This is a genomic window from Roseibium aggregatum (assembly GCF_014692675.1).
GTDB classification, from domain to species: Bacteria; Pseudomonadota; Alphaproteobacteria; order Rhizobiales; family Stappiaceae; genus Roseibium; species Roseibium aggregatum_C.
Map to the genome: position 1 here is coordinate 1 of NZ_JABFCZ010000002.1, position 25254 is coordinate 25254.

Sequence of the window (25254 nt, forward strand, 5' to 3'; positions counted from 1 at the left end):
GGGTTGTCAAGGAGGGGCAATTGCTCGGGATTCCCTGTCGTCATGCCTCCGGGATTGAGGGCCGCGCCGTTTTTCTTCGGCGGATGAGAATGAGGCCGACGGCGGCCAGCAGCGAAAAACCCGCGCCCGCGAGGAACGTCCACTTGGGGCCGATGCCGCTCCACAGGGCACCGGCAATGACGCTGGCGGCGAGCAGGGCAAGGCCGGTCACAAGGCTGAACATGCCGAAGGCGGTGCCGCGCAGTTCGATCGGGGTGGCGTCGGCAACAAGGGTTGCCAGCAGCCCCTGGGTGAAGCCCATATGCAGGCCCCAAAGTACGGTGCCGACGGTAATGCCGGTCAGGCCGGTCTCGAAGGCAAGCATCAGGTCGGCGGCAACCAGCAGGCCGAGGCCCGCGATCAGCAGCGTCACCCGGTCCATGCGGTCCGACAGGACACCGACCGGATAGGCGGAAAGGGCATAGGCGATGTTCATGATCACCAGGACGGCGGGGACGAGCATCAGCGGCAGGCCGGACGCCTGGGCCCTGAGGACCAGGAAGGCCTCGCTGAAGCGGGCAAGGGTGAAAACGGCCGCCACGGCAACGACCCACCAGTAGGCGCTGCCCAGGCGGGAAAGCTCGCGCCGGGAGAGGGGATTGCGGACTTTGTGCGGGCCTTCGTGCTTTTCAGGCTCGCGCACGGCGAACAGGATCAGCCCGAAGGAGATGAACGCCGGAATGACGGCGACCCAGAAGACGGCGCGGAAATTGTCGGCAAAGAGCGCCATCAACGCTATGGCGAGCAGCGGTCCGGTAAAGGCGCCGACCGTGTCGAGGGACTGGCGCAGGCCGAAGCTTGCCCCCCTCAGTTCGGGCGGGCTGATATCGGCAATGAGCGCATCGCGCGGCGCGCCGCGGATCCCCTTGCCGACCCGGTCGATGAAGCGCGCACCAATGAGCCAGCCGACCGTCGGCGCCAGCGGAAATACCGGCTTGGTGAAGGCGGCGAGGCCATAGCCGAGGGCCGCCAGTTCCTTGCGCCGGCCCAGCCGGTCGGACAGGGCGCCGGAGAAGATCTTGGTGATAGAGGCCGTGGCCTCGGCGATCCCCTCGATGATGCCGACCGTCAGCGCTGTGCTGCCAAGCCCGACGACCAGATAGACCGGCAGCAGGGAGTGGATCATCTCCGAGGAGATATCCATCATCAGCGAAACGAAACCGAGCGCCCAGATGCCGGTCGGAATCCGGCGCCAGACGCGTGTGCTGTTCTTGGCGCTGTCGCCTTCGCCGCTCATGTCTCTCTCCATGGATTTCATCCGGTAACGGGTGCACCGGTGACAATCGAGACTAGAGAGATTCCTTCAGGGACGGAAGCTTGCGGTGCCGTGTGTCAGGCGGAGCCATACCGTGTTTGCGTGGCCTTCCCCCCCGGGGAACCGTTCCGGGAAAGAAGGAGTTCCGGTGATGTCCCGATCCTAGTTCGCCGCGCTCATGGGAAAGTCGAGGACGTTTTCCTGAAGCGGGATGGTCGGGTGCTGCTGGCCGTCGGTGATCTGCGGGACGCGGCGGGCCGTGTAGCTGATCAGTTCCTGGATGCTGTTGTAGCCGTTGCCGTCGCCGGCGTCGTCATCGGCCTTGCCGGCAAGACCTTCCAGCAGGGCCGCGGTGAAGGCGCCGTGGCCGCCTCCGAAGCTTGCGTCCTCCAGCGAGGACTGCGCACCGGTGGACGAGGCGACGACGATGGTGCCGGTGCCGTCGGCAAGCTCGCGCACGGCGTCCTCGGCCGTGACCCGGCCGCGGCGGCGCGGACCTGCGGTCCCCGCGTGGCAGATATCCATCAGGAACACGGCTTTCTGGTTGATGGGCCGGCTGGCAAGGAAGTCGCGGAACTTGTCGACCTGCATGCCGGTGTAGGGCCGGGTGATGTCGCCGTCATAGGTGACCAGGTAGAGCTTCTGTTCATTGTCCTGGACGCCGTGGCCGGCGAGGAAGATCACGATCACGTCTTCTGCCGAGGCCTGACGCAGGAAGTCGTTCATCTCCACCCGGATATCCCGCTCGGTCGCCTGATCGTTGACCAGAACCCTGGTGTTGACCTTGCTGTAGAGAGTGCCCTCCTGGCTCTTGAAAACCTTCTCGAGCGAGAGGGCGTCCGCATGGGCATATTCCAGGTCCTGACTCTTGATCTCATAGTCGGAAATGCCGACGCCGAAATACCAGAGCTGGGTCGTTGACCGAACCGGGGCGTTCTTTTTCTTCTGCACCTTGCGGGTGATCTCGACATGCTGGGTCAGAACCCGGGCGTCCTTGTAGACCAGGCTCGCCTCGATGATGTTTTCGCCCTCGCGCAGGTCGAACTTGCGGTCGATGCCGACGATTTCGCCGCCGTCATAGACCGGCTCCTCGTCGAAGCCGCGGGACTTCAGCACCACCCGGCCGTTGAGCTTGTATTCGAACTCCGGGTCGGGCAGGTCGGCGGTGTCCTTCTCGACCCTGAGCTTCAGCGTGTAGCTGTCGGCATCGAGCGTGTCCGTTGCAGCGGACGCCAGCGTCACCTTGTAGGGCACGTTGAACAGATCCGGATCGACCTTGGGCTTGTCCGGTTCCACCGGATCCACCACATCCGCGTGGTCCATGATCCGGCTCAACCGTTCCTGGAGAATATGCGGCCGTTCGTAGCGGCTCTTGAGTGCATCAAAGGGCAGGTAGTTGTCACCGAGCGACCAGTAGACGTTATCCGTGCCGGCGAGGGAGGCGGCGAATTCGCCGGTGGGCGCATAGGCAAGCCACTGATCGTTGTTCTTGATCACGATGGTGAGCTGGCGTTCAAGTTTGCCCAGATCAAAGAATACCAGTTCGTTGGCCGAGGTCAGGGCGACGATCAGGTTCTTGCTCTCATGAACGGCAATGTCGCGCAGGGTGCCGCGGAAGAACACCTGATGGCCGCCGAGCCTGAGCACGTCGTAGGACCATTCGATCGTCCGCCCGTCGTCCAGCTTGTGTTTGTAAATGGTGCCGATCGTCGACGAACGGACATAGCGGCCTGTGCGCGCCTCGTAGTAATACCAGAAGTTGTTGTTCTGAAGGATGCGCACCAGCGAGCCGTCCTCGGAATCGAAGCCGACGCCGGTAACATTCTTGCTGCTGCTGATGACGTTCAGCTCTTCGCCGCTCTTTGCGTCGAATACGCGGGTGAGACGGGATTCTGTGTATCCGTGGCCGTAGCCGTCCTTCCAGCGCGTGGACAGGGTGAGCAGGCCCTCCTTCGAAACCGCCAGGCCGGTGAAGTCGGTCCCATAGAGCTTGTCATAGAGCAGGCGGTCGGTGACGAAGGGAACCTCGAAACGGCTGATCCGCTTCAGTGTTTCCCGGTCACGGACTTCGACGATGCCGGTTTCCGCAGTATCCTTGCCAGGGCCGTCCGGCTTGCCGGCGAAGGCGATATAGTCGCCTGCGATCCTCATGCGGCTCACGGCAAAGTCCAGGCGGTCGCGTTTCTCCTCGCGGAAGTCGTCCGTATCGAAGACGACGATGTTGTTGTCCTTGTCGACGGTTAGATGGACCCTGCCGTCCTCGGACAGCCGGCTCCAGCCGAGTTCGGTATCGGTGCTCAGCTTGTGCACCCGGGTGCCGGTCGCAAGGTCCCAGACATAGGTGCCGCTGTCGTCGCGCGACAGCAGGAGATCATTACGCTCGTCGAGAGAAAGCCCCTCTGGACGGGCGGCAAAGCCGGACATGGTGTCCGTCGGCTGCAGGGTCGCGGTGTCGTACCAGCGGATCTCGCTGCCCTTGCCGGCCATGACTTGCGTGCCGTCGGGGGAGAAGCTGATACCGAGATCCTGTTCGCCTTCCCGGGATGCCAGGATCTTGCCGGTGGACAGATCCACCAGCGCAAGTCCCGCGCTGCTGTCGAATGTATCGTTCATCAGCACCCAGGGTTTCGACGGATGGGACACGATCCGGTCGGGGATCAGCGGTGAGCGCACCTGCACCGGATCGTTCCAGGTCCGGGTATCCCAGATGCTCATCACCCGCTGGTTGTCTACCGCCACCAGATAGTGGCCATCGTAACTCTGGCCCAGTTCGTGGACCCAGCTTACACCGGGAAATTCATGCATCAGGCTCAGATCCTGCGCGTCCCAAACCTTGATCGAGTCCCCTTCGGCCTGGCTGGTCACGATCTGCTCTCCGTTGCGGAGCCAGACGACCGAGCCCGACATTCGACCGATGCCGACACGGGTGATGTTGCTGATACGCCTTTCCCTGATATCGAAAATCTTCAGAAATCCGTTGCGGTCGGTATAGGCAACGGCGTTCGAGAACGGGCTCCAGCTGAGATCGTCGATGTCATTCTCGTTGATGACCTGAGCCACCGCATTTCCGGTCTTGGTATCATAGATGTAAACGGCGTGGGTGCTATCGCCGGAAATCTCGGTGTAATTCGAGGAAACCGCCAGATAACGTCCGTTCGGCGAGAAGGCGCGGACCCAGCCACCGCGGTAGAGGTCTCGGATTTTCACCTTCTGGTGAAGGTCCCACAACTGGACCGGTTCATAGCCCATCGCGCCGATCCGGCCGTCCGGAGATACGGTGAGGGCCTTTGCGTCGAGCACACTGGAGACGGCGATTTCAGGTTCCGAAACATTGCCGTAAGGGCGGATCTCGACACGGCGATTGTGCTGCCGGCCACTTTCGGTCTCGTTGGTGGCGATCGGCTGGCGCGGTCCGTAGCCGGCGGTCCGAAGCCGGCTCATCGGAAGGCCGTGGCGCTCATGCAGATAGCGCGCGACCGCATCCGCCCGTCGTTGCGACAGGGGCATGTTGATGTCATCCGTGCCACGGCTGTCCGTATGTCCCTCGATCAGGAAGACGTATTTGTCGCCCCCCGGTGCATTCAGAGCGTCCGCGGCCTTGTCGAGCGCGGGCAGGGTTTCGGGCCGGATGACGTCGGAATTGGACTCGAATTCCACCGCCAGCGTCAGGCTGGCGCCGAACCTTTGTTCCCAATCCTTGAGAAACGGATTGTTGCGCAAGAAAGATTGGCGCTCGTTTTGCAGAAACCGGCCGGCGTTCAACCGTTCGTGGCGAAGGGCGGCCCATGCTGCATTGATGTTGTCGTATTTTTCGATATCGGCGAGGGCTGCTGCGGCGGCGTCATAGTCCTGCGCCTGAATGCGGTTGTCGATGATATCGGCTCGCACACCCCGCCGGGCGTCTTGGAACAATCCGCCGATCGACTTCTGGTAGACGGCCAACGCCTTGTCGTATTCGCCGCGTTCCTCGTAGAAGTCGCCGAACCAGCGGGCGGCATCCTTGATATCGGATTGTAATTCTGCAAGGTCCAGAGCCTCGCGCGCATACCTCTCCGCCAGATCGGGCTCATACCGGAAATTGAAGTTGGCCCAGGACATGTAGGACCTGACCTTCCAGCTATCCGGGAGATCGCGTGAGGCGCGTTCGAGCAGGTTGTAGCTGCGGTCAAAGGCGTAGTTCGCCATCACGGTGAAGCCATCGGTCGCGGCCTCGGCGGTGGGATAGATGTCGTAGGACTCCTCGTAATATTTCAGCGCGTCCCTTTTGGACCGGAACCGCTCGTCCAGGGTTTTCGCGGCATAGAGAAGGGCTCCGGCATCCGAATTCGCTTCGCCGTATCTGATGACCCTCACGAGCGGCTGGAAGCGGTCCCGCGTCGACGCGCCTTCCTGTTCCAGCAGCTTCAGTCTGATGTTGGTCAACCGTTCCAGGACTTCGAAGGTGCCGCCCTTGTCCATGGCGCTTTCGTAGAAGTCTGCCGCCTTTTCCAGATTATCGGCGCTCTGCTGGGCAATGCCGCGCACGAAATCGAAGACATAGGGGGCCGTACGGACGGTCTGTTCCGCCTCTTTCAGAAAGCGGTTGGCCCGCTCTTCGTCCTTGAAATTATTCTTAAACAGGAAATAGGTGTTCCGGACCACGTCCGGATCGACCGGGTCGAGCTTGATTGCCTTTTCATACAAGGCGTATGAGTCGTCGAACCGCTTCGCATTCGTGTATGCATTCGCAAGGTTGATCATGGCGCTGACGAAATCCGGCTTGGCCTCGACCGCCCTTTCATAAAGCCGGATGACGTCTTCTGCGGGCGCGCCGTTGTTGTCCGAGATCCAGGCCTGAGCGAACAGTCCCTCCGGTTCGTTGGGAAAGTTTTTCGCAAGATAGGAGCGGATCTGTACCTTTTCGCTCCTGCTCGGCGTGTTGACGCTGATGTCGACCATCTGCTGCAGGGTCTTGCCCTGGAACCGTTTCACCAACTGGGCATGGGCAGGACCAATGGCGAATGTCAGCAGGATGAGAGCGGAAAAGAGGGAACGCAGCATCGGTGGCAGCTCCTTTTCACGGCGTCTTTTCGACAGACAGGCGTGCGCGGACAAGGCGGATGAAACGGGGGTGTTGCGGATCATGGTTTCACGATCACGCGAATGGTGGTTTCGGCCCGGTTGCCGTCCGCATCGACGGCGGAAATCCGGACCTCATGGGGCTGGTTGTCGTCGGGTATCTCGATTTCGGCCTGGAACGGACCGCGCGAGGAAAACCTGGTGGCGCCGGCTTCGGCCACCTCGACGGACTGGATCCGGCCTTCGTCCTGGGCGTTGCCGCGCAACAGGAAGGTGGGCGAGGACACCCTGCGCACCGGATCGTCGGTGACGACCTGCTCCAGTTCGTCGACGGCGGGCTCGGACACCACCAGCTTCGGCGGGTCCCGGTCCCGGTCGGCCGGCGCGCGGTCCACATGCTCGATCGAGACCACCATGGGCACCACGGTGCGGCCGTCGCTGGCCGCCTCGAAGCCCATGCCGTTGCCGGTAAGCTTGACGTTCGCCGAATCGACCGCGAGGTCGCCGAGGGCCGCCTCCAGCTTGTCGCGCACATTGCCGGAAGCGTCACTCATGCGGGCGACGATATCCTTCACCGGCAATGGTTCGCGGGCAAAGAGGACCACATAGAAATCCGTGCCGGTGTCGTCGTTCATGCGGGTAAAGAACTGTTCGTTCGGCCCGGGCATCAGCAGGGTCGAGCCGCCGTCCACATGGGGCGAAACACCGCCGCCGCGGGGGAAGAGTTCCACAAATTTTCCGGAAAGATCACCGCCAAGCGCATAGACGTAGGCCCCGTCGCTTGCGCCGATCTCGACGCGGAAACGGGTGCCGGAAGGCCAGGGGTCGTCGAGACGGAAACTCATGCCTGCGCTGACGATGGATCCGGGCATGGGCCGTCCGGAGATGTGCCGGAATCGGATCTCGCCGCCCATGTCGACCACGGCCGGCGGGCGTGGCGGGTCGGGCGGGATCATCTCGTAACCCTGCATCACATAGGTGTTGAAGGCGTCATAGGTGACCCAGATAAACCCGCCGTTGCCCCAGTCCGTGCCCCAGCTGTTGATGAACTCGAAGGCGCCACCGTATTTGGTGTCGTCATAGCCGATGACGGCCATGGCGTGACCGCCCAGGTCTCCGGTCTGAAGGGCCATCAGGTCCTCGTTGCTGCCGCGGTAGACCTCGGACGAGCGCATGAAGTTCTCCGAGACCTGCATGCCGATGACGACCGGGTGGCCGTTGGCAAGGCTGCGGCGCACGGCAATATGCTTGGCCGTGGAATCGTCGTTGAAGAGCCGCTGGTAACCCTTGATCCGGTAGCCGGAGGCAAGGCTCAGCTCGTTCCTTTCCGGTTCGCGGTTGCAGCTTTCATCCGTGTAAGGAAAATCCTTCAGGAGCGGGACGCCGACATTCTTGATCAGATCCAGTGCGTCTGAGGGGTAGGAACCGTCGCCGCAGCCGCCAAGGCGGATCTGGTTGTAGACGAAGGCCGGCGAAAACCGGCTCTGATTGATGGCGGCGCGGTCACCCATCTGCAGGCGCTCCGCTTCCGACAGGGTCCGGGCGGCATAGGCGCTGGCCCAGCCGACGCAGCTTCCCTGCCGGCCCTGATCGCCGGGGGTCGGGGCGAATTTCTTCAGCGAGACGGACGGCGGCAAAGACGCATAACCGCCGCGGGCCAGCGGCGGGGTCTTCGGGATCTTCACATAGACGTCCGGATCGAGACGGGCGCCGGTAACATATTGAGCCTGAGCGCCGTTGAACGGCATCAGGGTGAAAAGCAGCAAAGCCGCCAAACATGCCTTACGCATGTTTGCCTCCCTCGTGGCTTATATTATGTTTGTTCATGTCGCGGTATGTATAAAATTCAGCTCATCAGAAAAATGCGGAAACAATCCGCACCTAATATTAACGTATTCATGAATCCCCGGGAAAAAGACGTTGGAGAGTCGATAATTATTTAACGCCTGATTTCTCTTGAAAGTCAACCACTTGATGAAAACATGCGGAAATCCGCAGATTTCCTGACATCCAGTCGGATTCTAGCGCCCGTGGCTGCGGTCATAGGCGTTGCGTTCCGGTGAGGTCCAGCCGGCGAGGGCGCCTTCGGCCGGGCGGTAGACCTCCATGACCATGGGATGGCAGGCGGCATGGTCACTTGAATGCTCGGCACTGCAGTCGCCGCCCGGGCAGGCGCTCATGACGGCAAGAAGGTCGATCTCGGCGAAGAATTCGAGATGGTCGCCGGGACGGACCGGGCTTGCCTTCATGAAATACTGCCCGGTGTCGCGGGTGAAGCCGGTGCACATGAAGACGTTGAGCACGTCATGGACATGGGGCTCGGCCTCTGAAAGCGGCAGGTGGCGCGCGTCGGAAAGCGCCCGGGTCAGATTGGAATGGCAGCAGTGGTGATAGTCGGTGCCGGTGAGCAGCTTACCCGTATAGGGATCGCAGCGGGTGCCGATTACGTCGTGGACCGAGCCGCCGAACTGGTCGATGCCGTACCAGTCGAGCGTGTCGGTCACCACCGTCGCCATGGGGCGCAGATAGGGAAAGCAGGACCAGAGCCGGTCGCCGGTGGTGACATGGGTGCCGTGGAGCGCGCGGGTCTTGCCGGAATAGAAGCGCTCGGACAGATCGGCGCTGTTGAACAGGTTCAGATCGCCCACCTGGGGACCTTCCACGCTGACGATACGCAGGAAATGGCCGGCCGGCACCTCGATGGAGGCCGCGTCGCGCGGCGGCACGGTGATCTCCGCCGTCTTCACCGCGGTTTCGCGGGCGGCGGCATAGAGGGCCAGATCCGGTTTCGGCAGGCTCTCCGGCGGATAGGCGATCACCGGCGGCACGGCCCTGCGGGCGGCGGCATCAACAGGTTCGGACATGGGGCTCCCGGAGCTTAATGAGGATAGGTGGGTCCAGTTTTGGACCGGTGGGCGCTGGGAGGCAAGAGTGACGACCGGCAGTAGCCGGGATCGCGGCCTGTCACGCCAGTAGCTTTTCCGCAAGTCGTTGCAGCATGTCACGTGTGCCATCTCCCGGAGCCGTGGAGAGGAAAGCCAGCGAACCGCCGATAATGTAGGCGGCGTTTGCGCACGCATCCGAGTGGCCGCGGTTGTTAAGTTCTTCTTCCAGTTTGCGGGTCAAGGCGGATCGAAAGCGCGGGAGGAGGCTGTCGCCGCCGGAACCGGCGGCACTGCGGGCAAAGAGGGCGGGGTTGGAAGCCACATGGGCGGCCAACCAATCCAGCGTGCCAAGCGGCGCGCCTGGCTCTCGAGAGAGTGGGATAGCACCCATGTGGGCGGCAAAGATCTCATCCAGAAGGTCCGCTTTTCCAGAATAGTGCTCATAGAAGGATGAACGTGCCACGCCGGCGCGGCGACAGATGTCCGACGTGCTGATGCCGCCCCAGTCCTTGTGTTGAAGAAGCTGCATCAGCGCCTCGCGAAGGGTGGCGCGCGTGCGCAGGACGCGCGGGTCGGATGTGAGGCCGGACATTCCGGCGGCGTTCTGTCCGGAAGCGGACATCGGGGGCTGGCCTTGTGTCGTGTGGAAACCTATTCCCGAAGTTATCGGACAGGTGTCCGGAATATCAATCCCTGCAATTTCGAGGATGACACACCATGCAGCAAGACGGCATTTTCCCAGATAGCTTTCCCGAAGACAGCTTCCCACGGGACAATCTTCTCCGGCGAGTTCTGCGCTATGGGCTTTATCCCGCTTCCTGGGCGTGGATCCTCTTTGGTCTCTGGACCTTTCTGCGAATGGATGTGGGCGAGCGACCCGCCTGGATCCTGATCACCCTGCCGTTGCTTCTCACCTATCTCGTTCTGGAAATCACTCTGCCGCTTGATCGGCGCTGGTCCATGCGCTGGCGTAACCTGTTGCCGGACGTTACCTATATTGTGCTTGCCGGCGGCTCGCTTGGCCTGCTGTCGGCGGCGCTGGCCCTGGTGTCAATCACCATTTCCGGCCATGCGGACGGACCGGCGCGGGACTGGCCGCTGTGGATTCAGGTGCCGGTCCTGTTTCTCGTGTTCGAGTTCATGAACTACTGGATCCACCGGGCCATGCACGAAATGCGCGGACCGATCGGGCGACTGCTCTGGCACATCCATGCCGCCCACCATCTGCCACGCGGGCTCTACCTGCTGATGCATGCTGTCTCCCACCCGCTCAACGCGGTCATCATTCAGGGCTTCGCGATCATCCTGCCGATCTGGTTCATGGGTTACACGCCGGAGGCGGTGCTGATCTTTCTGGTGGTGAATGCTTTTCACGGCATCATCAGTCATTTCAACGTTGATATGCGCCTGGGGCTCGCCAACTACCTCTTCATCGGCCCCGAAACCCACCGCTATCACCATTCCGCCGACGTGGCCGAGGCCAAGAACTACGGCGCGGTGATCTCCCTCTGGGACCAGCTCTTCGGCACCTTCATCTACCGCCCGGGGGCGACGCCGGAGGAACTGGGCACCGACCCTGCCGCCGGACTGCCGGATTATTGGAAGGTGCTGTCGGTGCTGGCTTTGCCGATGAGACGGTGGGACAGTTAAGTGCCTCACTTGCAAGCTATCGACGCCAGTCCCTATTCCCGATCGGCATGAGCCTTCCAGTGGCGGTAGGCAGTTGTGTGGTCGGCGGGGCCGTCAGCGGCCTTAAGGGCTTCGTCCCACCAGCGGTCGGTCTGGGCGACCAAGGGCAGGTCCGCGCCGAGATCGCGGGACAGTTGCGCGGCAATGCCGACATCCTTGGCGAGCAGCGCTAGCGCGAAGCCCGACGCAAAGCGTCCGCTGAGGACTTCGCCGGGGATTGTCATCTCGGTGGAGAAATTGCGCCCGGTGGAGACGTTCATGATCTCCACCGCCGTCCTGGGATCAAGGCCGAAGCGTTCGCCCAGGATCAGCGCCTCGCTGGCCGCGGCAAAGCCGGCGGCGGCGGAAAAATTGTTCAGGGCCTTCATGGCGTGGCCGGTGCCGAGGGGGCCGGTGGGGAAAATCTTCTCGCCCATTGCCTGGAGAACCGGACGGGCGCGTTCCAGCTGTGCGGCATCGTCGGTGCCGGCCATGATGGTCAGCGTTCCGGTCTTGGCCCGCGGCACGGCGCCCGATACGGGCGCGTCGATCAGGCCGATGCCGCTCTCCGCCAGGGTGCGGCCGAGTTCCACGGTGGTTGTCGGTGCGGAGGAACTCATGTCCACGATCAGGCTGCCGGGGGCGAGGCCCTGCGCCAGACCCTGTTCCAGGACCACCGCGCGCACGATCGCGCCCGTGGGCAGCATCGTGACCACGATGTCGGATGCCTTGCCCAGGTCCTCCGGGCTTGCGGCCGCCTTGGCGCCGATCTCCTTGGCGATGCGGGCGGTGCGCTCGCCATCCACGTCGTAGACGGTGAGGTCAAAACCAGCCTGCGCGATGTTGCGCGTCATGGGTTCGCCCATGTTTCCCAGACCGATAAAGCCGATACGCTCCGTCATCACTTCGCCTCCAGTTCTGTCAGAACCTCGTCGCTGGCGCGCATGGCGTCGACCATCATCGGGATGCCGCAATAGAGGTAGGAGTGCAGGAAGAGTTCGCGCAGTTCCTCGCGGGTGGCGCCGTTGGCGATCGCGCCGCGAGTATGGATCTTGATCTCGTGGGTGCGGCCCATGGCGGTCAGCATCGCCAGGGTCAGAAGGCTGCGGGTTTTCTTGTCGAGGACCGGGCGCTGCCAGCCTTCGCCGAAGCAGATGCGAGTGACGATGTCCTGCAGCGGCGCCATGTAGTCGGACGCGTTGTCGATCTGATCGTCCGCGCCCTGCGGGCCGAACATCTTGCGACGCAACTCCAGCCCCAGATCGTAGTTGGATTTTTGGTCTGCCATGTCTTTCCTCCCTTGTGCCGCCGGATCTGTGCCCGCGGTTCTTTCTGATGATCCGCCCAAGGCCTCCCCAAATCGGGCGATCATTCTTCAAGCATGCGCCTGTCCGTCACCTCCAACAACGGCAGGACGCCGATATGTGGCATCGAAGTTTTCGATGGATCATGCATAATCCATTCAATTCCAGGGAGGATTTCCATGCCCCGCGAACAGCATCTGAAGACCGACTTTCACGCCCTGCGGGTTCTTGCGGCTGTGTATGAGCACGGTTCCATCAGCGACGCGGCCGATTATCTGGACATGAGCCAGTCCACGGTCAGCTACACGATCGAGCGGTTGCGCGGGGTCTTTGGCGATCCGCTGTTCGTCAAGCAGGGGCGCAGGATTCGGCCGACGCGCCGCTGCGATGACGTGGCCGGTGGTGTGCGGGAACTTTTGCAGCTCTATGAGAGGATGGTCGTTCCGACCGAATTCGATCCGGCGCTGTCGACCGACACCTTTGTCCTGTCCTGCAATTACTACGAACGCGGCATCCTGCTGGCACCGCTGGTGCAGCGGCTGCGCCAGTTTGCGCCCAATGTGCGGCTGACGACGATTTCCGCCGATGGCGACGGCTCGAGGCAGCTTGAGCAGGATCTGTGCGACGTGGTGATCTCTCCCATCAGCGACTATGGTTCGGGATCCTATTCCGAACAGCTTCTGGCGGAGCGGTATGCCTGTTTCGTGTCGCACGACAGCCCGTGGTGTCGCACGCGTATGGATCTGGGCAGCTATGTGGCCGCGCGGCACATCCACGTCCGCCCGTCGATCAACTGGCGACCGAAATTTCACACGGCGCTGGACCGGCTGGGGGTCTCGATCTCGCCGCAGGTCGAGGTCTGTTCCTTCGGGGATATCGACAAGGTGATCGAAGGCACCGATCTGGTCCTGACCGCGACGGAAGGGTTCACCCGTATCTATTCGACGCGCATCGTCTGTATTCGCGCGCCTTTTGACTGCAGCTTTTCGATCCACATGGGATGGACCGGGCGGACCCACCGGTCCCCCGCCCATATCTGGTTCCGCAGCCTGTTGCGCGAAATCGCGAGCGATCTGCCGAAGCCGCGGCCGTTGGCTTTATAAATTCTGCGAACGCCGATTATTGTCCGGCGAACACTACCGCAGCAGATCCTCTTCAAACGGGAACTGCGACAGCAGTTCGACGCCGGTTTCGGTGATCAGAACCTGCTGCTCCAGCTTCACCCCCTCCCTGCCGTCTTCCGCGCCGATATAACTTTCGACACAGAGCGTCATGCCCGGCAGGATCTCGCCGTCGTAGCCTGCGTCGGGGAAATCGCCGCGGTGGTAGAGGTAGGGATATTCGCCGGTCATGCCACAGCCATGGGCGCTGAGATAATACCGGTTGGCGTGATAGCGGGCCGGAATGTCCCAGGCGGCCTCGGCGTAATCGCGGAAACTCATGCCCGGGCGCAGGATCGACATGTTGTGCTGCACCTGCTCGTAAGCGGTCTTGTAGAGCGTGCGTTGCTCTTCGCTCGGCCTGCCGGGACCGGAATGGAAGGTGCGGGAGAAGTCGGCGTAGTAGCCGTGGCAGCCGACCACATCCGTATCGAGGGCAATTAGTTCGTTCGGTCCTATGACGGTGTTACCGGCCTCCTGAAACCAGGGATTGGTTCGCGCACCTGCATTCAGGAGCCGGGTCTCCACATAGTCGCCGTTCTGGGCGATGATCGACTGATGCATGACCGACCAGAGTTCCACTTCGCTCAGGCCGGGGTGGATCGCTGCGCGCAGCATTGCGACTCCGATCTCCGTCGCGCGCAACGAGGCGATGACGCATTTCATCTCCTCGTCCGACTTGATGGAACGGGCCATCTCGACCGGCTCCTGCGCATCGACAATCCGGAACCCGTGTGAGGCAAGAGCGATCGCGGCGCCGGCGTTCAGCCGCTCAAGGCCGACGGTGGCGCCGGAACCCACAAGTTCGGTGATGAGGTCCGCCGTCTCCGCAGCCCAGTCGCATTCGCGTTCGGCAATATGCGGGCCGGCGGCGACGAAGCTGGCGGTCTTCGCGGCACGGACCTCGTCCACGGTTTCGAAGCCTTCGGCGAGGTGCAGGCAGCCTGTGAATTCGAACAGGATCGACCGGTCGGCGGTCAAAAGCAGGTAACGTGAGGCGGCATTGCGCATGGAGAACACCTGCATGTTTCGCGTGCCGGTGGCGTAACGGATGTTGACCGGGTCGCTCAGGATCAACGCATCGATGCCGCGCAGGGCCATCTCCGTTCGGACCCGCGCCTGCCGGTAGGTTCGCACTGCGACCAGATCGATCCCGTCTTCCGGGCTTCTGTCCAGCGGGACAAGTTCCGCCAGATCACTGCGCTCCGCATGCCAGTCGAGTTCCGCCATGGAGATCTCCTTCCTGTCTGACCGTTCGTATCACCACAGGAACGGCCAAGAAAATTCTGGAAATTCTCATGAAAATTCATAACCTGTGGTTATGAGTCGCTTTCGTAAAAACCTGCCGCCTCTGGATGCGCTGGTGTTTCTGGAAAGTGCCGGAAGGCTCCAGAGCTTCACCGCTGCCGCGCGGGAGCTGAACGTGAGCCAGGCGGCCGTCAGCAAACGGGTCCGGCAGCTTGAGGACTGGCTCGGCGTGACCCTGATCGAACGGGTGGGGCGGGGGATCCGCACGACCCATGAGGGCGATCGGCTCGTGGCCCGGGTCGGAATGAGTCTCGATTTTCTCGAGGAGACGATTGCCGATCTCCGGGCTCCGTCCAGGCCGTCGGTGCGGCTGGCGTCGATGACCGCGCTCGCCATGTTCTGGCTGCAACCGCGGCTTCGCGATTTTGCACTCAGCGACCGGGCCTGCGACATCGCGCTGACCCTGTCGGACAAGCCGTCGGAACTTCTGTCCGGAACCCACGACCTGGTGCTGATCTATGGCGATGGCCGCTTTTCCGGCTGGCAGGCCACGCAGATCATGTCCGAACGGCTGCAGCCGGTCTGTGCGCCGTCCCTTGCTCGCGACATCGATTCCGATGATGGCTTCACAGCCCTGAAGCAGGCCACGGGTTTGCTCGATTTTCCCCGGTCCGGGCCTGACTGGATCGACTGGGCGCAGTGGGCCCGACTTCCGGGTGCCCCCGATATTGGCGGCTGGCAGCGGACCGGGTGCGCGAACTATGCGCATTCGATCGGACTGGCGCTTCGCGGCGAGGGGATCGCGCTCGGCAGTCTGCCGTTGCTATCGGATGAGGTTCGCAGCGGACGTTTGTGTACGCTGTTACCGGAACCGGTTACCACGTCGCGCGGTTACTGGTTATTGCACCGGGATGACGGCGCTGTCAGCGATCTGGTCGCGGGCGTCAGGGACTTTCTTTTGGAGGAAGCGGCTGCGGACAGATAGCGACGCTCTGCACCCGGATCGACAATGGTCCGTACCCTAGAGAGCTACTCGCGCAATCGTGACGATCGGGCCGAGCATGGAGCCTTTCGTTCGACGCTTCGTCTCCCATATGAACGGGGCTTTACCTTACTTCCTTCTCCTCAAGACCCAGTCCCTCCGATGTCCCGTTCCAATCCCGAAATCGCCTTTGTCCGGCTGACCGAGGTGTCTCCCGATGAGATTATCGCCCACATGTCAGACCCGCGTGTCGGCGAGCACATGCCGCTTCTGAAAGGCACGTGGGACCGACAGGCGTGCGACGCCTTCATTGCGGCCAAGGAGGCGTGCTGGCAGCGGGACGGCCTTGGGCATTGGGCGATCCTGTACAATGGCGTCTATGCGGGTTGGGGCGGCTTTCAAAGAGAAGGCGACGAATGGGATTTCGGACTGGTGCTGACGCCCGGCAGCTTCGGGCTCGGCGCGCGCATAACTGCCAAGGCTCTTGCCTTCGCCCGTGCTGACGACCGCATACCCTTCGTGACATTCCTCCTGCCGCCGTCAAGAAAGCACTTGCGCTGGCTGGACCGGCTCGGGGCCGCCTTTGTCGGAGAGGTAGATTATGACGGCAGTGCCTTTTTGAAGTACCGTCTGGATACGACGTAGCCGAACGTCGATAGCGCGAAGCTCCATTGTTACATCAATGGGTCCGTGCCCCCAGGTAAATGCAACGCGTCAGGCATCTGTGATCCGTGCCGAGATCGGCCCGCGGATACTGCGGGCACTGGTCTGTCGCACTATGCCGCCGCGATCAGGCGTCGTTATTCATGGAGTTCTCCCACAGGACGCTGCAGTTCTTGCCGGCGGCTTTTGCGGCGTAGAGCGCCTTGTCGGCGCGGTCGATGGATCTTTCTACCGGGATACCCACCTGAAGACCTGCGAGGCCGAAGGAGGCGGTGACGTAAACGGGATCGTCGGCGCCCACGAGGTGGGGGACTTGTGCCAACGCGTCGCACAGGCGGTCGATGACGGCCAATCCGTCGCTGTCCGTAGTGTCGGGGAGAATGATCAGGAATTCCTCGCCGCCATAGCGAAAGACGGCATCATAGGGGCGCAGGTTCTGCCCGATATGGCGTGCGAAGGAGACCAGAACCTGGTCACCGGCCGGATGACCGAAGCGGTCGTTGATGACCTTGAAGTCGTCCAGATCCATCATCGCAAGGCAGCAGGTTTGAACGCCCCGTTCAACGAGCGCCTGGTATTCGCGCAGGCGGGGAAGCATATGCGCTCGGCCGGGAACTCCCGTCAGCGGGTCGATGGCATAAAGGCTGTCATCGATGTCCTGGCGGAGCGTGGCGATTTCCATGCGCAGGTTCTTCAGGGCACTGATGAAGGCCTGGTATTCCCGGTGGGGAATATCCTCTCCGTCCGCAAAAGCGCGCAACATCTTCCGGGTATGGGTGTGCATGCGCTCATGTTCCATCCCCAGTTCCCGGAAACCCGGCCGTTTGGAGAGGGCAGTTGTGACTTCGTTCCCGGAAAAATACCACTGGCCCAACCGGCACCGGTGATGCGCATCTTCGCATAGATCGCGTTTGTCCGGTGGAAGGCCGCAGATAAGGGTTCCGATCAATGCATCGAACCATTGTTCGTGATTGTAGGCGCAGCGGTCAATCTCCGCCGCGGCGGCACGCAGGTCCTCAAGATTGAGACTGTCAATAGCCATGACCGTCCCCTTGTACGGTTTCAGGGGCAGGTATTTTGACAGGGCTATGTCTCCGAAGTCTTAAAGACGCATTGGGCCGCACGGGAGATCATGTCCTGGTGAAGGTTGGTGTCCTGAATGTTTGGGAAGTTGATTCAAAGGTGTCTGCTAACCCGCTGTAATGGCGAAGAAAACAGGAAGTACGGGTTCTTGCTTGCGGCCGATAGGAAACGGCGCCGCCTGGATCGGTCCTTCCGGACGGAAGTGCGCGACGGCGCAGAGGGCGCCATCACAATGAGGTCCTAATCCGTCTCTATTCCTTTGAGAGGTTTGAGGAGGAGCGGGATGAAACGGCGCACATTTCTGATCGGATCAGGTGTTCTTGCGGGGGGAGGCGTGCTGGCGGCAGCGGTACCTTCCTACCGGTCGGAGACGATGTTTCAGGTCGCGAATTCCATGCTTTCCGGACCCGCTACGCCTCCCGAACCTGCTCGAACCAAAACACTCCGGCAGCAACCGGCACCCTGGGCGGAGAAGTTGATCGCAGCTGCCGAAAGCCAGATCGGAGTGACGCTGACCTACGATCCGGCCTATGTCTCCCTGGATTTTCCGAACGGCGATATTCCGCGCGACAGGGGCGTATGTACCGACGTGGTCGTACGCGCCTATCGCGATGCCTTCGGCTTCGATCTTCAGCAGGAAGTCAACAAGGACATGAAGGCGCATTTTGCCGCTTACCCGAAGATCTGGGGCCTGAAGGGGACGGACCGGAATATCGATCACCGGCGGGTGCCGAACCTTCAGGCCTTCTTTAAACGCCAGGGTGCGGCGCGGGCTATCAGCGGCAATCCGGAAGACTATCAGCCCGGCGATATCGTCTCACAGATGCTGCCCGGCAATCTGCCCCATATGGCGATCGTCACTCACCGCAGGTCGCCGGATGGAGAAAGGCCCATGGTGGTTCACAATATCGGTGCCGGCACGCGGTTGGAGGACCGGCTGTTCGAGTTCGAGATCTCCGGACATTACCGGTTCAACCCTGTGGCCTAGCGCAATCGGGAAACCTTGATCCGTTCAGGTTCATTCGACCGGACGTATCACGCTCAGGACTTTCGCGATGATGCGGACTTCGGCCGCTTCTTCGCTGTGATTGTTGAAGATGATGGGTTCCTGAAAGCGCGGATCGGTGGATTCCGGCCTCAGTTCGATCCGGTCGTTATGACGGACAACGCGCTTGGCTGTACGCTCTATCGTATGACCGCCATCCCTTGAGCGCTCGACGACGGCGACGTCGCCCGACTTAAGTTCTATGCCCGCCTGCATGAAGTCGAGGCACAGGATCAGGTCGCCGTCCTTCGCAATCCGGTTCATGCTTTCGCCACGGATGCGCAGGAGATACTGGGCGGTGGGCGGAAATCGCCTGTCGCCGCCGGCAAGCGTGGATTCTTCCGATTGCTCGGTCTCGAACAGGCCGGCCTCCATCCACAGTCCGGCGGCAACTTCTCCCTTGATTTCAAGAGCTTTGGGTCTGTTGCTGCTGGGGACAATATCGAATTCGGTGACGAGGGTGGGGGCGAGGTCCAGGATCTGCTCGCGGGTGATCGGCGGATCGCCCTGGCCTTCCAGCACGGGCAGCAGCTTGGCGACGAAGTCGGCCGGCAGGGCAGGCTTCACGAAATCGGTGCTGAAATAACGCTGGATGGACGAGGCGTTGCGATAGCCCATCCGTCGCGCGATTTCCCGCAGCGAGAGGCCGCTCTGATCCTTGAGCGCGGTCAGGCGGCTCGGAATATCGGCGTCAGTGTCCATGGCATGCGTGCGCCTTTTTCAAATAATGTACGTAATTAACAGAAAAAACGTATGCTGTCTACGTTGACGTGCGTTCGCAATAAATGCACGTAAAAGCGTACAAAATGGAAATCGATAGTCACAGTAAACCGGCATATTTCAACGATTTGAGGCATGAAGCTAGGGCATGTCGGTCATTGAGGTTGCCGCGATTGCGTTTGTATTTCGATGTTTTTGCGTCAAGAGAGCTGAATGGTTCCGAAATAAAACGTACGGTAATGCGTACGGTTTTGGTTTCGAAACTGCCGGGTGGGGCGCCACCTCATGAAACCTGAACAACAACGGTTGGCATAGATGACTGAAATACAGGATCAGATTGAGGATGCCCGACGGCGGGTGGCGATCTGTCAGCGCCGGGCGGAACGACCCGGGGCGAGGGTGGAGGACGAGCTTGCCCTGCAGAGCGCGCGCAATCGGTTGCTGACCCTGGAACTGCGGGTTCTGCAGCGGATCGTGGCGCTGCAGAAGAAGTTCGGCAAGGGGCCGGGCGGACCGCTTGCGGCGCCGGAGCCGGCAGAACGTAAGAAACACAGGCGGATGCTCCCATACATGCGGTGGGGGTTCACGTACTTGGAAGTAAAACGATAACGATCAAAGGTACGTCCGGCCCCAAACTCGGCAACCTTCTTGAAGCTATCGAATCCTACAGACTTCAGTATGGCAAGGCACATCCGTCGCCGGATAGGGTGCGAAAAGCAGACCGGTTACGCTCGCCATTGAAGCCGGGTGGAACTACCCGAGGCGGTAGACGATCTGATTAAGAGTGCGAAACACATTGCCGTCCGCGGATGCATTCACCCGCAAGACCGCGCCGTTGATCGAGCTGACGCGTGCCTTCGGCAACGCCGATATGAAGAACGCCTTTGCCGATCTCAAGGCCGATTACGACCTCAGGATCGCTCAAGCCGGTTCGCACGAGGAGCGGCTGAGCCTTCAGGGCGAATACAAGCGTGTGTCGAAAACGTTGGCCGATTTCAGGGACGGATTGCGGGACAATTCCCGCGTGGAGCAAACGGCCTCGGTCTGGAGCAGTGCGACGCGGGCGGCCCGTGCGTGGAGCAACGCCGGGCACAGTGTCGACGGGATGTCCGGAAGTCTTGCCGATGTGGCGCATATGGTCGCCGGACGGGGCGTGACGGGCTTCATGAAAAACGCCCTGCCGGACCTGGTGTCCGGCACCAGGGCGGCCCGGATCACCCGGCAGGACGCGCGCGATTTCGCGACCATCCTGGAGACGGTCACCAAAGCGCGCATGGCGAGCCTGACCGGTCTCACCAATCCGTTTGCGGCGCGAAACGCCGCGCAGACCCTGGCGGACAGCCTCGACGACCGGTTCTCGCGCGTAAGCGCGATCAGCTGGTGGAACGCCACGATGAAGGACGCGCTTTCGGTCTATACCATGAACCGGATCGCGAAGACCGCCATGGCCGCCAGCGAGGTGGGTGCCAGCGAAGGCACTGCCGTCGGTGCCGGCGAGGAAGAGACCCGTGCTGACTATGGCACGCTTTCCAGGCGCTTGCGCGGCTATATGGAAAGGCTTGGCATCGAGGAGAAAATGGCGGTCCGGATCGGGGACTAGACGCGCAAGCACGGCGCGCGCGAAAACGGCATCTGGGGCCTCAATCTGGCGAAATGGGACGATGCCGGGGCTCGCCGGGTCATGCTTAAGGCCATCGCGGAAGAAGTCGACCGCGTGCCCGCAAGGGACGGTGGCGCGGACATGCCGCAGTGGGCGCGGTCGAACCTGGGGCAACTGGTCATGGGGTTCAAGTCCCACGTGCTCGACGCCCATCAGAGGGTTCTTTTCTCCGGGCTCTCCGGGCGGCCGAAACACCTGGCGGAGTTTCTGACGACCGGAGCCTCGATGGGGATGCTGACCGTCTATCTGGACCGCATCGCCGAGGGAGATTTCGAGGGGGCGGAACGGTTGACGGAACAGCCGGAGGACTGGATTTCGGCGGGGCTCGGTAGAGAGGGTATTCCATGGGTGCTTGTGGGGTCTCCTGGCGGTTAACAGGTTGAGGCCCCGGAGTATCCGAACGCTGATGGCAAAATCGAACGGACGCCTTGGACTGTGCTCAAACTACCATTGAATGTACAAATTGCTGCCTGAGAGAAGCCAAGAAACAAAGATTATCGGTTGGGTTAGATTTGTAAAACCAGCGAATACTGACCCCGTAAAAATAATAACGGAATAAAATAGAAAAGCCAAAGCGTTGATGAGCGGCCGTCTATAGGGTCCTAAAAATACAAAATATATACCTATCAATATTATTGAAAAACATGACGGGTAGATTGAGGAATATGGAAGGGCTCCGTAACTTCCGAGGTAACCCTTTACCATCAGGAATATGAAAAAGCGGCTCCCCAGCATCGAAAGAACGAATGGAATCGCCGCAAAAAGCGCGGCGTCAACGAATATACGTTTCAGTATTCTTCGGCGGTTCGGCGAATTTTCAGGGGCTAAGTCCATTAAGTCTGCTCCTGCCGTGGAAACGGATTCAGGTACTGACACGGCGACGAACCGTATGCAGACATCCACCTTTCAAGGAAGTCGGCGAGGCCAACAGACAAAGAATGCAAGCCTTTGGAGTCGTCGCGAAAAGTTAGCCTGAGCGCAGGGTTCAATTCGATTGGCGAAAAGCCATTCCAAGCTTCTTTATTCAATCGACACTCCCTTTCCGCTCAAACGGAATACGAAAAGTTTATGAAACTCAAGTGCAGGATCCGTCAACTCTTATCCTTAAATGAAAGTGCACTTCAGTTGAAGGAGGCAGTTAAGAAACATGGACGATACAAAAATCGATACAAGTATGGTTTTGCCTCCAAATTTGATTCCTTCGAATCACGATTCCGGTTGGACAAATCCTTTTCGGCCTGCTGGTTATTCAGTGAAACCCGGCGGAGGGCAAACCTACACTGTGTCGGTAAGCCCGGACCCTAATGCGGGTTGGACAACATCGACGACGCAAGTAAGGGTGGAATACGTCAAGGACGGTGCCCAGGTTTCCGAACTCCACACCATACAGCCCGATGGCCGAAAAATCAGTTTTACAGTAACGACTGATGATGTGCAGATCATGGGATCGCCGAAAGTCTATTTCAGAAATCTGACGCCGATTCCAACAGCGGTAAGAATTGAGGTGTCACGAGATCTCGTATTTCGAAGACACACTGGCACTGATCTTCCGTCTGATGAGGCCGAGACAACCCATGAGGTGCCGCGGAAACGGATTGATCGAGGTCCCAAGGGCAGTTTGGGTGATAAGCCTGTTTTGCGTGGCCGTGTGCAGAGAGAAGATGTTTCCCGGCCTGCCCATTCAGCGCGGACCGGTCGTCATTCCCCGTTCCACATTGCGCGCGCAGATCGCGGGCGACGGTACAGCGACTTAAACTCCCGGCTCTCCGGGCGGGCGAAGCATCTGGCGGAGTTTCTGACGCCAGGAACTTCGATGGAGATGCTGAACGTCCATCTGGATCACATCGCCGAAGGAGACTTCGAGGGGGCGGAACGGCTGATGGAACAGATGGAGGTCTGGATCTTCAACGACCTCGGCCGAACCCAAATCCACTCCGTTCTTGTGGCAGATTAAACGAATAGGGATCGGGCCCGAGAAACCGCTCGACATCCGGTTGTCAACTGGCTGGTATCAGCGGCTCGCCCAAGTAAAAATTTGGGCGATGCTACAACAACGATCTGAAGAATTTCTCCATCTATCATGAGGTATATTTGAATGTCGGATCTTCGGTCGGCTATTATTAATGATTATACCAATTTTATTTCCGAGCAATCGTATAAAATTGGCAATGTAATTTATAAATACAATTCCGGATCCTTTGAAACCGGGAGTCGGGTTATTGATGCTATTAAGTCCACCGGTGACGCATTGACTTCGAGCTCTGCAAACTTAGAAGCCATTGATTCAGTTTTTACGAATGGTGCGCTCTGGTGGAAGTCGGGCTATGAATTCGATGTGAAATTGGGAGATCTCAATCGAGCCTTGGAAAAAAAGCAATTAAAACCGCTGAATGAGAGCGAGCTGTCGCGTTTGAAGAAATCAGCCGACGAGGCATTCAGACAAGGAATTAGAGGTCGGCCGCAATACGATCCTGAAAACGATCAAGATCTCGAAAATGAATATTATACCAACGGTATAGGCTCATCTGAATTCCCTTTCGTTACGGAAAGCTCATCCGGCCTGCCCACCCAGCGCAAACCGATCGTTATTCCCCGTTCCACGTTCAATTTGTTCAGCGATCTCACGACGATGACCACTGCGGCACTGGAACGGGAGCAGCGGGAGAACCGGCTGGCCTATGATGACCTGACGGAGGGCGAGGCTTATCGCGTTCTGACGGATGGAGCCGGGCAGGTTGCCACCAGGTTTGAGCCTGGGAACCAGCCCGATCTGGACCTGGCGCAGACCGGCGACGATGTTACGCTACACGGTGGCGGCAAGTTCGTGCCACGGGGCAAATCAGCTCCGCACGAAGCGGCACCCTATGGTGTCATCCCCGAACCTCGGGCCAAACCTGACATATTCCGCATGATGCCTGGCCCGATCGTTCCCGATCCCATTGCCACGCCCGACCTGCAAGGCATGAGGCCGGATAGGTCCATCCCCGTGCCGGGAACAAAGCCGGGACTGCCGGGCGGGCAGTAGGGTCAGCCGCGGTGAGGCGCGGCTTCCCTTCACATCTACTGCGGCCAGACGGGCGCAGATTGCGGGCGACATTAGAACGCTGGTTCAGGTCTCTCATCGAATTTGGCGACGCTTGACCCTTCAACGGCTACATTATATCGGTCAGTTGTGTTGCCGGTGCCCTTGGCGCGCGCGCTGAAACACGAAGCTTTTCAAAAGGGCCCGAACCAACACAATGAATCTCATCGATCTTTTTCATCGCAAAGATAAAATCCTTAAGTTTAGCGGGAATTTGAGCATCGCAGGCGCCATATGGGGTCCTGACAAGTGGCGGTCTATTCTTGTCCCGGAAGGACGATCCTCATTCGTCCTTTCCGGAATATGCGATGTGCGCCGTCTCAAGTCCTTCCCCTGCGAGATCGGCTGGTATATTGGCCTGAAAGGCAAGGGAGCGAGCGAACCGGCGAAGATTCGCGTCAGCCTTGAAAATGGCGCGGAGACGATCGGTGTCAGGAAGGTGGCCTTTGGCGAGGTTCCCGTACCCGTCCGCTTGCCCTGGCCGGTGGATGGCCGGCTTATCTCCAAGGAAACCGTCCTCAAGGTTTCGTTCGAAGTGCCGAGCGGTTGCAGTGCCGACCTCTTTGTGCATAAGGCGCTCAGCCGGTCGAGTATCCTGAGCTTCGCCACAGGCACGGGGATCGAGATCGGACCGGGGCCAAAACCTCAAGTCTTCCAGAGCGAGACCACATCCGTGCGCTATCTTGAGGAGATGCCGCAGGATAAGTGGAAAGAGCTTTATGACAGAAGCGGCAAGTTTAACACCGAAACTGCCGATTTTGCCGATTACATAATCGGCACGGCTGATTCAATCCCGGCTGATCCGCAATCCCTGGACTTCATTTTCAGCAGCCACGTATTCGAGCACCTGGCCAATCCGCTCGGCCATCTGGCCCGGTGGCAAGCTCTGCTTAAACCGGGCGGGGTAATCCTTGCCGTCGTTCCCGAAATGCATTCGACCAAGGACATTTGCGCCAAGCCCTCCACCGTGGAGGAACTGAAGCGCGAAATGGCAGAGAACATATGGCGACCGACGGAATACCATTATGATCGCTGGTTGAAGATGCGGGGGGCGAAGTGGTCGATTAAAGAGGTGATGGATAAGAACTTATCCATCCACGTGCACTTCTACGACCGCGACAGCATTTCCAGGGTCCTGGAAACGGCGGTAACCGAATTAGGCTATTCCAGCTATTCGATCGTTCATTCGGACAACCATAAAGATTTCTATTTTTGCCTGTGGAATTAGCGTCTACGCTCATCTTTCCCAGGCTGTCGTTGTCGTATGCGTGGAGGCGTCTAAAGTCGCCTCCTGCCGGAAAGTCGCAACCAATCACCAACTCAACAGCTTGCTGGATTTGATGGCGCGCAATTAGACCGGCTGCGGTCGGAGAAGCGGCTTCCGTTAACATCTGCTGCGGCT

21 protein-coding genes are annotated in these 25254 nt (G+C 60.2%); 11 read left to right on the plus strand and 10 right to left on the minus strand.

Annotated elements, in window-relative coordinates:
* Positions 1 to 40 precede the first annotated feature (40 nt).
* From HK439_RS01200 to HK439_RS01220, 5 genes are all read right to left on the minus strand, one after another.
* A complete protein-coding gene (locus tag HK439_RS01200; RefSeq protein ID WP_190289544.1) occupies positions 41 to 1276 on the minus strand; it encodes an MFS transporter in 1236 nt (411 codons plus the stop codon).
* Positions 1277 to 1456: 180 nt separating this feature from the next.
* On the minus strand, positions 1457 to 6334 hold the full coding sequence (locus tag HK439_RS01205) for an OmpA family protein (protein WP_190289545.1): 4878 nt from the start codon (positions 6332 to 6334) through the stop codon (positions 1457 to 1459).
* Between the two features lie 80 nt (positions 6335 to 6414).
* A complete protein-coding gene (locus tag HK439_RS01210; RefSeq protein WP_190289546.1) occupies positions 6415 to 8142 on the minus strand; it encodes a C1 family peptidase in 1728 nt (575 codons plus the stop codon).
* A gap of 231 nt (positions 8143 to 8373) precedes the next feature.
* On the minus strand, positions 8374 to 9216 hold the full coding sequence (locus HK439_RS01215) for an urea carboxylase-associated family protein (protein ID WP_190289547.1): 843 nt from the start codon (positions 9214 to 9216) through the stop codon (positions 8374 to 8376).
* Between the two features lie 100 nt (positions 9217 to 9316).
* Positions 9317 to 10006 (minus strand): TetR/AcrR family transcriptional regulator, encoded by a 690-nt coding sequence (locus HK439_RS01220; protein ID WP_190289548.1) that lies wholly within the window; start codon positions 10004 to 10006, stop codon positions 9317 to 9319.
* Between the two features lie 89 nt (positions 10007 to 10095).
* On the opposite strand from HK439_RS01220, the gene HK439_RS01225 reads away from it, so the two are divergent.
* Positions 10096 to 10887, plus strand: coding sequence for a sterol desaturase family protein (locus HK439_RS01225; RefSeq protein WP_190289549.1), 792 nt, complete (start codon positions 10096 to 10098; stop codon positions 10885 to 10887).
* A 32-nt stretch (positions 10888 to 10919) separates the two neighbouring features.
* On the opposite strand, the gene HK439_RS01230 is transcribed toward HK439_RS01225, so the two are convergent.
* Both HK439_RS01230 and HK439_RS01235 read right to left on the minus strand, forming a co-directional pair.
* Positions 10920 to 11879, minus strand: coding sequence for an NAD(P)-dependent oxidoreductase (locus HK439_RS01230; protein WP_235987508.1), 960 nt, complete (start codon positions 11877 to 11879; stop codon positions 10920 to 10922).
* A complete protein-coding gene (locus HK439_RS01235; protein ID WP_190289551.1) occupies positions 11807 to 12193 on the minus strand; it encodes a carboxymuconolactone decarboxylase family protein in 387 nt (128 codons plus the stop codon). The genes HK439_RS01230 and HK439_RS01235 overlap by 73 nt, the downstream gene beginning before the upstream one ends.
* A 195-nt stretch (positions 12194 to 12388) precedes the next feature.
* Between HK439_RS01235 and HK439_RS01240 the strand changes: the two genes are divergently transcribed.
* Complete coding sequence (locus tag HK439_RS01240) at positions 12389 to 13312, plus strand: LysR family transcriptional regulator (RefSeq protein ID WP_190289552.1); 924 nt, start codon at positions 12389 to 12391, stop codon at positions 13310 to 13312.
* 33 nt (positions 13313 to 13345) lie between these two features.
* Here HK439_RS01240 and HK439_RS01245 read toward each other — a convergent pair whose 3' ends face one another.
* Positions 13346 to 14599, minus strand: coding sequence for a M24 family metallopeptidase (locus HK439_RS01245; RefSeq protein ID WP_190289553.1), 1254 nt, complete (start codon positions 14597 to 14599; stop codon positions 13346 to 13348).
* Between the two features lie 91 nt (positions 14600 to 14690).
* Between HK439_RS01245 and HK439_RS01250 the strand changes: the two genes are divergently transcribed.
* Both HK439_RS01250 and HK439_RS01255 read left to right on the plus strand, forming a co-directional pair.
* Entirely contained in the window at positions 14691 to 15602 is a 912-nt protein-coding gene (locus tag HK439_RS01250) for a LysR substrate-binding domain-containing protein (RefSeq protein WP_190289554.1), read from the plus strand.
* Between the two features lie 159 nt (positions 15603 to 15761).
* Complete coding sequence (locus HK439_RS01255; RefSeq protein WP_190289555.1) at positions 15762 to 16244, plus strand: GNAT family N-acetyltransferase; 483 nt, start codon at positions 15762 to 15764, stop codon at positions 16242 to 16244.
* Between the two features lie 145 nt (positions 16245 to 16389).
* On the opposite strand, the gene HK439_RS01260 is transcribed toward HK439_RS01255, so the two are convergent.
* Positions 16390 to 17304, minus strand: a complete 915-nt coding sequence (locus tag HK439_RS01260; protein ID WP_190289556.1) for a diguanylate cyclase domain-containing protein — start codon at positions 17302 to 17304, stop codon at positions 16390 to 16392.
* A gap of 324 nt (positions 17305 to 17628) precedes the next feature.
* On the opposite strand from HK439_RS01260, the gene HK439_RS01265 reads away from it, so the two are divergent.
* Positions 17629 to 18333 carry a DUF1287 domain-containing protein gene (locus tag HK439_RS01265; RefSeq protein WP_190289557.1) on the plus strand — a complete coding sequence of 235 codons (705 nt, stop codon included), beginning with the start codon at positions 17629 to 17631 and terminating at the stop codon, positions 18331 to 18333.
* A 30-nt stretch (positions 18334 to 18363) separates the two neighbouring features.
* On the opposite strand, the gene HK439_RS01270 is transcribed toward HK439_RS01265, so the two are convergent.
* A complete protein-coding gene (locus HK439_RS01270; RefSeq protein WP_190289558.1) occupies positions 18364 to 19092 on the minus strand; it encodes a LexA family protein in 729 nt (242 codons plus the stop codon).
* A 333-nt stretch (positions 19093 to 19425) separates the two neighbouring features.
* Here HK439_RS01270 and HK439_RS01275 point away from each other — a divergent pair, with 333 nt between their 5' ends.
* From HK439_RS01275 to HK439_RS01300, 6 genes are all read left to right on the plus strand, one after another.
* Positions 19426 to 19719 carry a hypothetical protein gene (locus HK439_RS01275; RefSeq protein WP_190289559.1) on the plus strand — a complete coding sequence of 98 codons (294 nt, stop codon included), beginning with the start codon at positions 19426 to 19428 and terminating at the stop codon, positions 19717 to 19719.
* A 175-nt stretch (positions 19720 to 19894) separates the two neighbouring features.
* The gene (locus HK439_RS01280; RefSeq protein ID WP_190289560.1) at positions 19895 to 20710 is read left to right on the plus strand and encodes a hypothetical protein; all 816 of its coding nucleotides are present in this window, start codon (positions 19895 to 19897) and stop codon (positions 20708 to 20710) included.
* A gap of 81 nt (positions 20711 to 20791) precedes the next feature.
* Complete coding sequence (locus HK439_RS01285; RefSeq protein ID WP_190289561.1) at positions 20792 to 21145, plus strand: hypothetical protein; 354 nt, start codon at positions 20792 to 20794, stop codon at positions 21143 to 21145.
* 772 nt (positions 21146 to 21917) lie between these two features.
* On the plus strand, positions 21918 to 22724 hold the full coding sequence (locus HK439_RS01290; RefSeq protein WP_190289562.1) for a hypothetical protein: 807 nt from the start codon (positions 21918 to 21920) through the stop codon (positions 22722 to 22724).
* Between the two features lie 141 nt (positions 22725 to 22865).
* Positions 22866 to 23795 (plus strand): hypothetical protein, encoded by a 930-nt coding sequence (locus HK439_RS01295; RefSeq protein ID WP_190289563.1) that lies wholly within the window; start codon positions 22866 to 22868, stop codon positions 23793 to 23795.
* Positions 23796 to 24009: 214 nt separating this feature from the next.
* Positions 24010 to 25080 carry a class I SAM-dependent methyltransferase gene (locus HK439_RS01300; RefSeq protein WP_190289564.1) on the plus strand — a complete coding sequence of 357 codons (1071 nt, stop codon included), beginning with the start codon at positions 24010 to 24012 and terminating at the stop codon, positions 25078 to 25080.
* Positions 25081 to 25254 lie beyond the last annotated feature (174 nt).

Excerpts from the sequence above, each read along its gene's own strand:
- HK439_RS01200 (WP_190289544.1), bottom strand. The coding sequence starts at position 1,276 with ATGAGCGGCGAAGGCGACAGCGCCAAGAACAGCACACGCGTCTGGCGC.
- HK439_RS01205 (WP_190289545.1), bottom strand. The coding sequence starts at position 6,334 with ATGCTGCGTTCCCTCTTTTCCGCTCTCATCCTGCTGACATTCGCCATT.
- HK439_RS01210 (WP_190289546.1), bottom strand. The coding sequence starts at position 8,142 with ATGCGTAAGGCATGTTTGGCGGCTTTGCTGCTTTTCACCCTGATGCCG.
- HK439_RS01215 (WP_190289547.1), bottom strand. The coding sequence starts at position 9,216 with ATGTCCGAACCTGTTGATGCCGCCGCCCGCAGGGCCGTGCCGCCGGTG.
- HK439_RS01225 (WP_190289549.1), top strand. The coding sequence starts at position 10,096 with ATGGATGTGGGCGAGCGACCCGCCTGGATCCTGATCACCCTGCCGTTG.
- HK439_RS01235 (WP_190289551.1), bottom strand. The coding sequence starts at position 12,193 with ATGGCAGACCAAAAATCCAACTACGATCTGGGGCTGGAGTTGCGTCGC.
- HK439_RS01240 (WP_190289552.1), top strand. The coding sequence starts at position 12,389 with ATGCCCCGCGAACAGCATCTGAAGACCGACTTTCACGCCCTGCGGGTT.
- HK439_RS01245 (WP_190289553.1), bottom strand. The coding sequence starts at position 14,599 with ATGGCGGAACTCGACTGGCATGCGGAGCGCAGTGATCTGGCGGAACTT.
- HK439_RS01250 (WP_190289554.1), top strand. The coding sequence starts at position 14,691 with ATGAGTCGCTTTCGTAAAAACCTGCCGCCTCTGGATGCGCTGGTGTTT.
- HK439_RS01255 (WP_190289555.1), top strand. The coding sequence starts at position 15,762 with ATGTCCCGTTCCAATCCCGAAATCGCCTTTGTCCGGCTGACCGAGGTG.
- HK439_RS01260 (WP_190289556.1), bottom strand. The coding sequence starts at position 17,304 with ATGGCTATTGACAGTCTCAATCTTGAGGACCTGCGTGCCGCCGCGGCG.
- HK439_RS01265 (WP_190289557.1), top strand. The coding sequence starts at position 17,629 with ATGAAACGGCGCACATTTCTGATCGGATCAGGTGTTCTTGCGGGGGGA.
- HK439_RS01270 (WP_190289558.1), bottom strand. The coding sequence starts at position 19,092 with ATGGACACTGACGCCGATATTCCGAGCCGCCTGACCGCGCTCAAGGAT.
- HK439_RS01275 (WP_190289559.1), top strand. The coding sequence starts at position 19,426 with ATGACTGAAATACAGGATCAGATTGAGGATGCCCGACGGCGGGTGGCG.
- HK439_RS01285 (WP_190289561.1), top strand. The coding sequence starts at position 20,792 with ATGCTTAAGGCCATCGCGGAAGAAGTCGACCGCGTGCCCGCAAGGGAC.
- HK439_RS01290 (WP_190289562.1), top strand. The coding sequence starts at position 21,918 with ATGGACGATACAAAAATCGATACAAGTATGGTTTTGCCTCCAAATTTG.
- HK439_RS01295 (WP_190289563.1), top strand. The coding sequence starts at position 22,866 with ATGTCGGATCTTCGGTCGGCTATTATTAATGATTATACCAATTTTATT.
- HK439_RS01300 (WP_190289564.1), top strand. The coding sequence starts at position 24,010 with ATGAATCTCATCGATCTTTTTCATCGCAAAGATAAAATCCTTAAGTTT.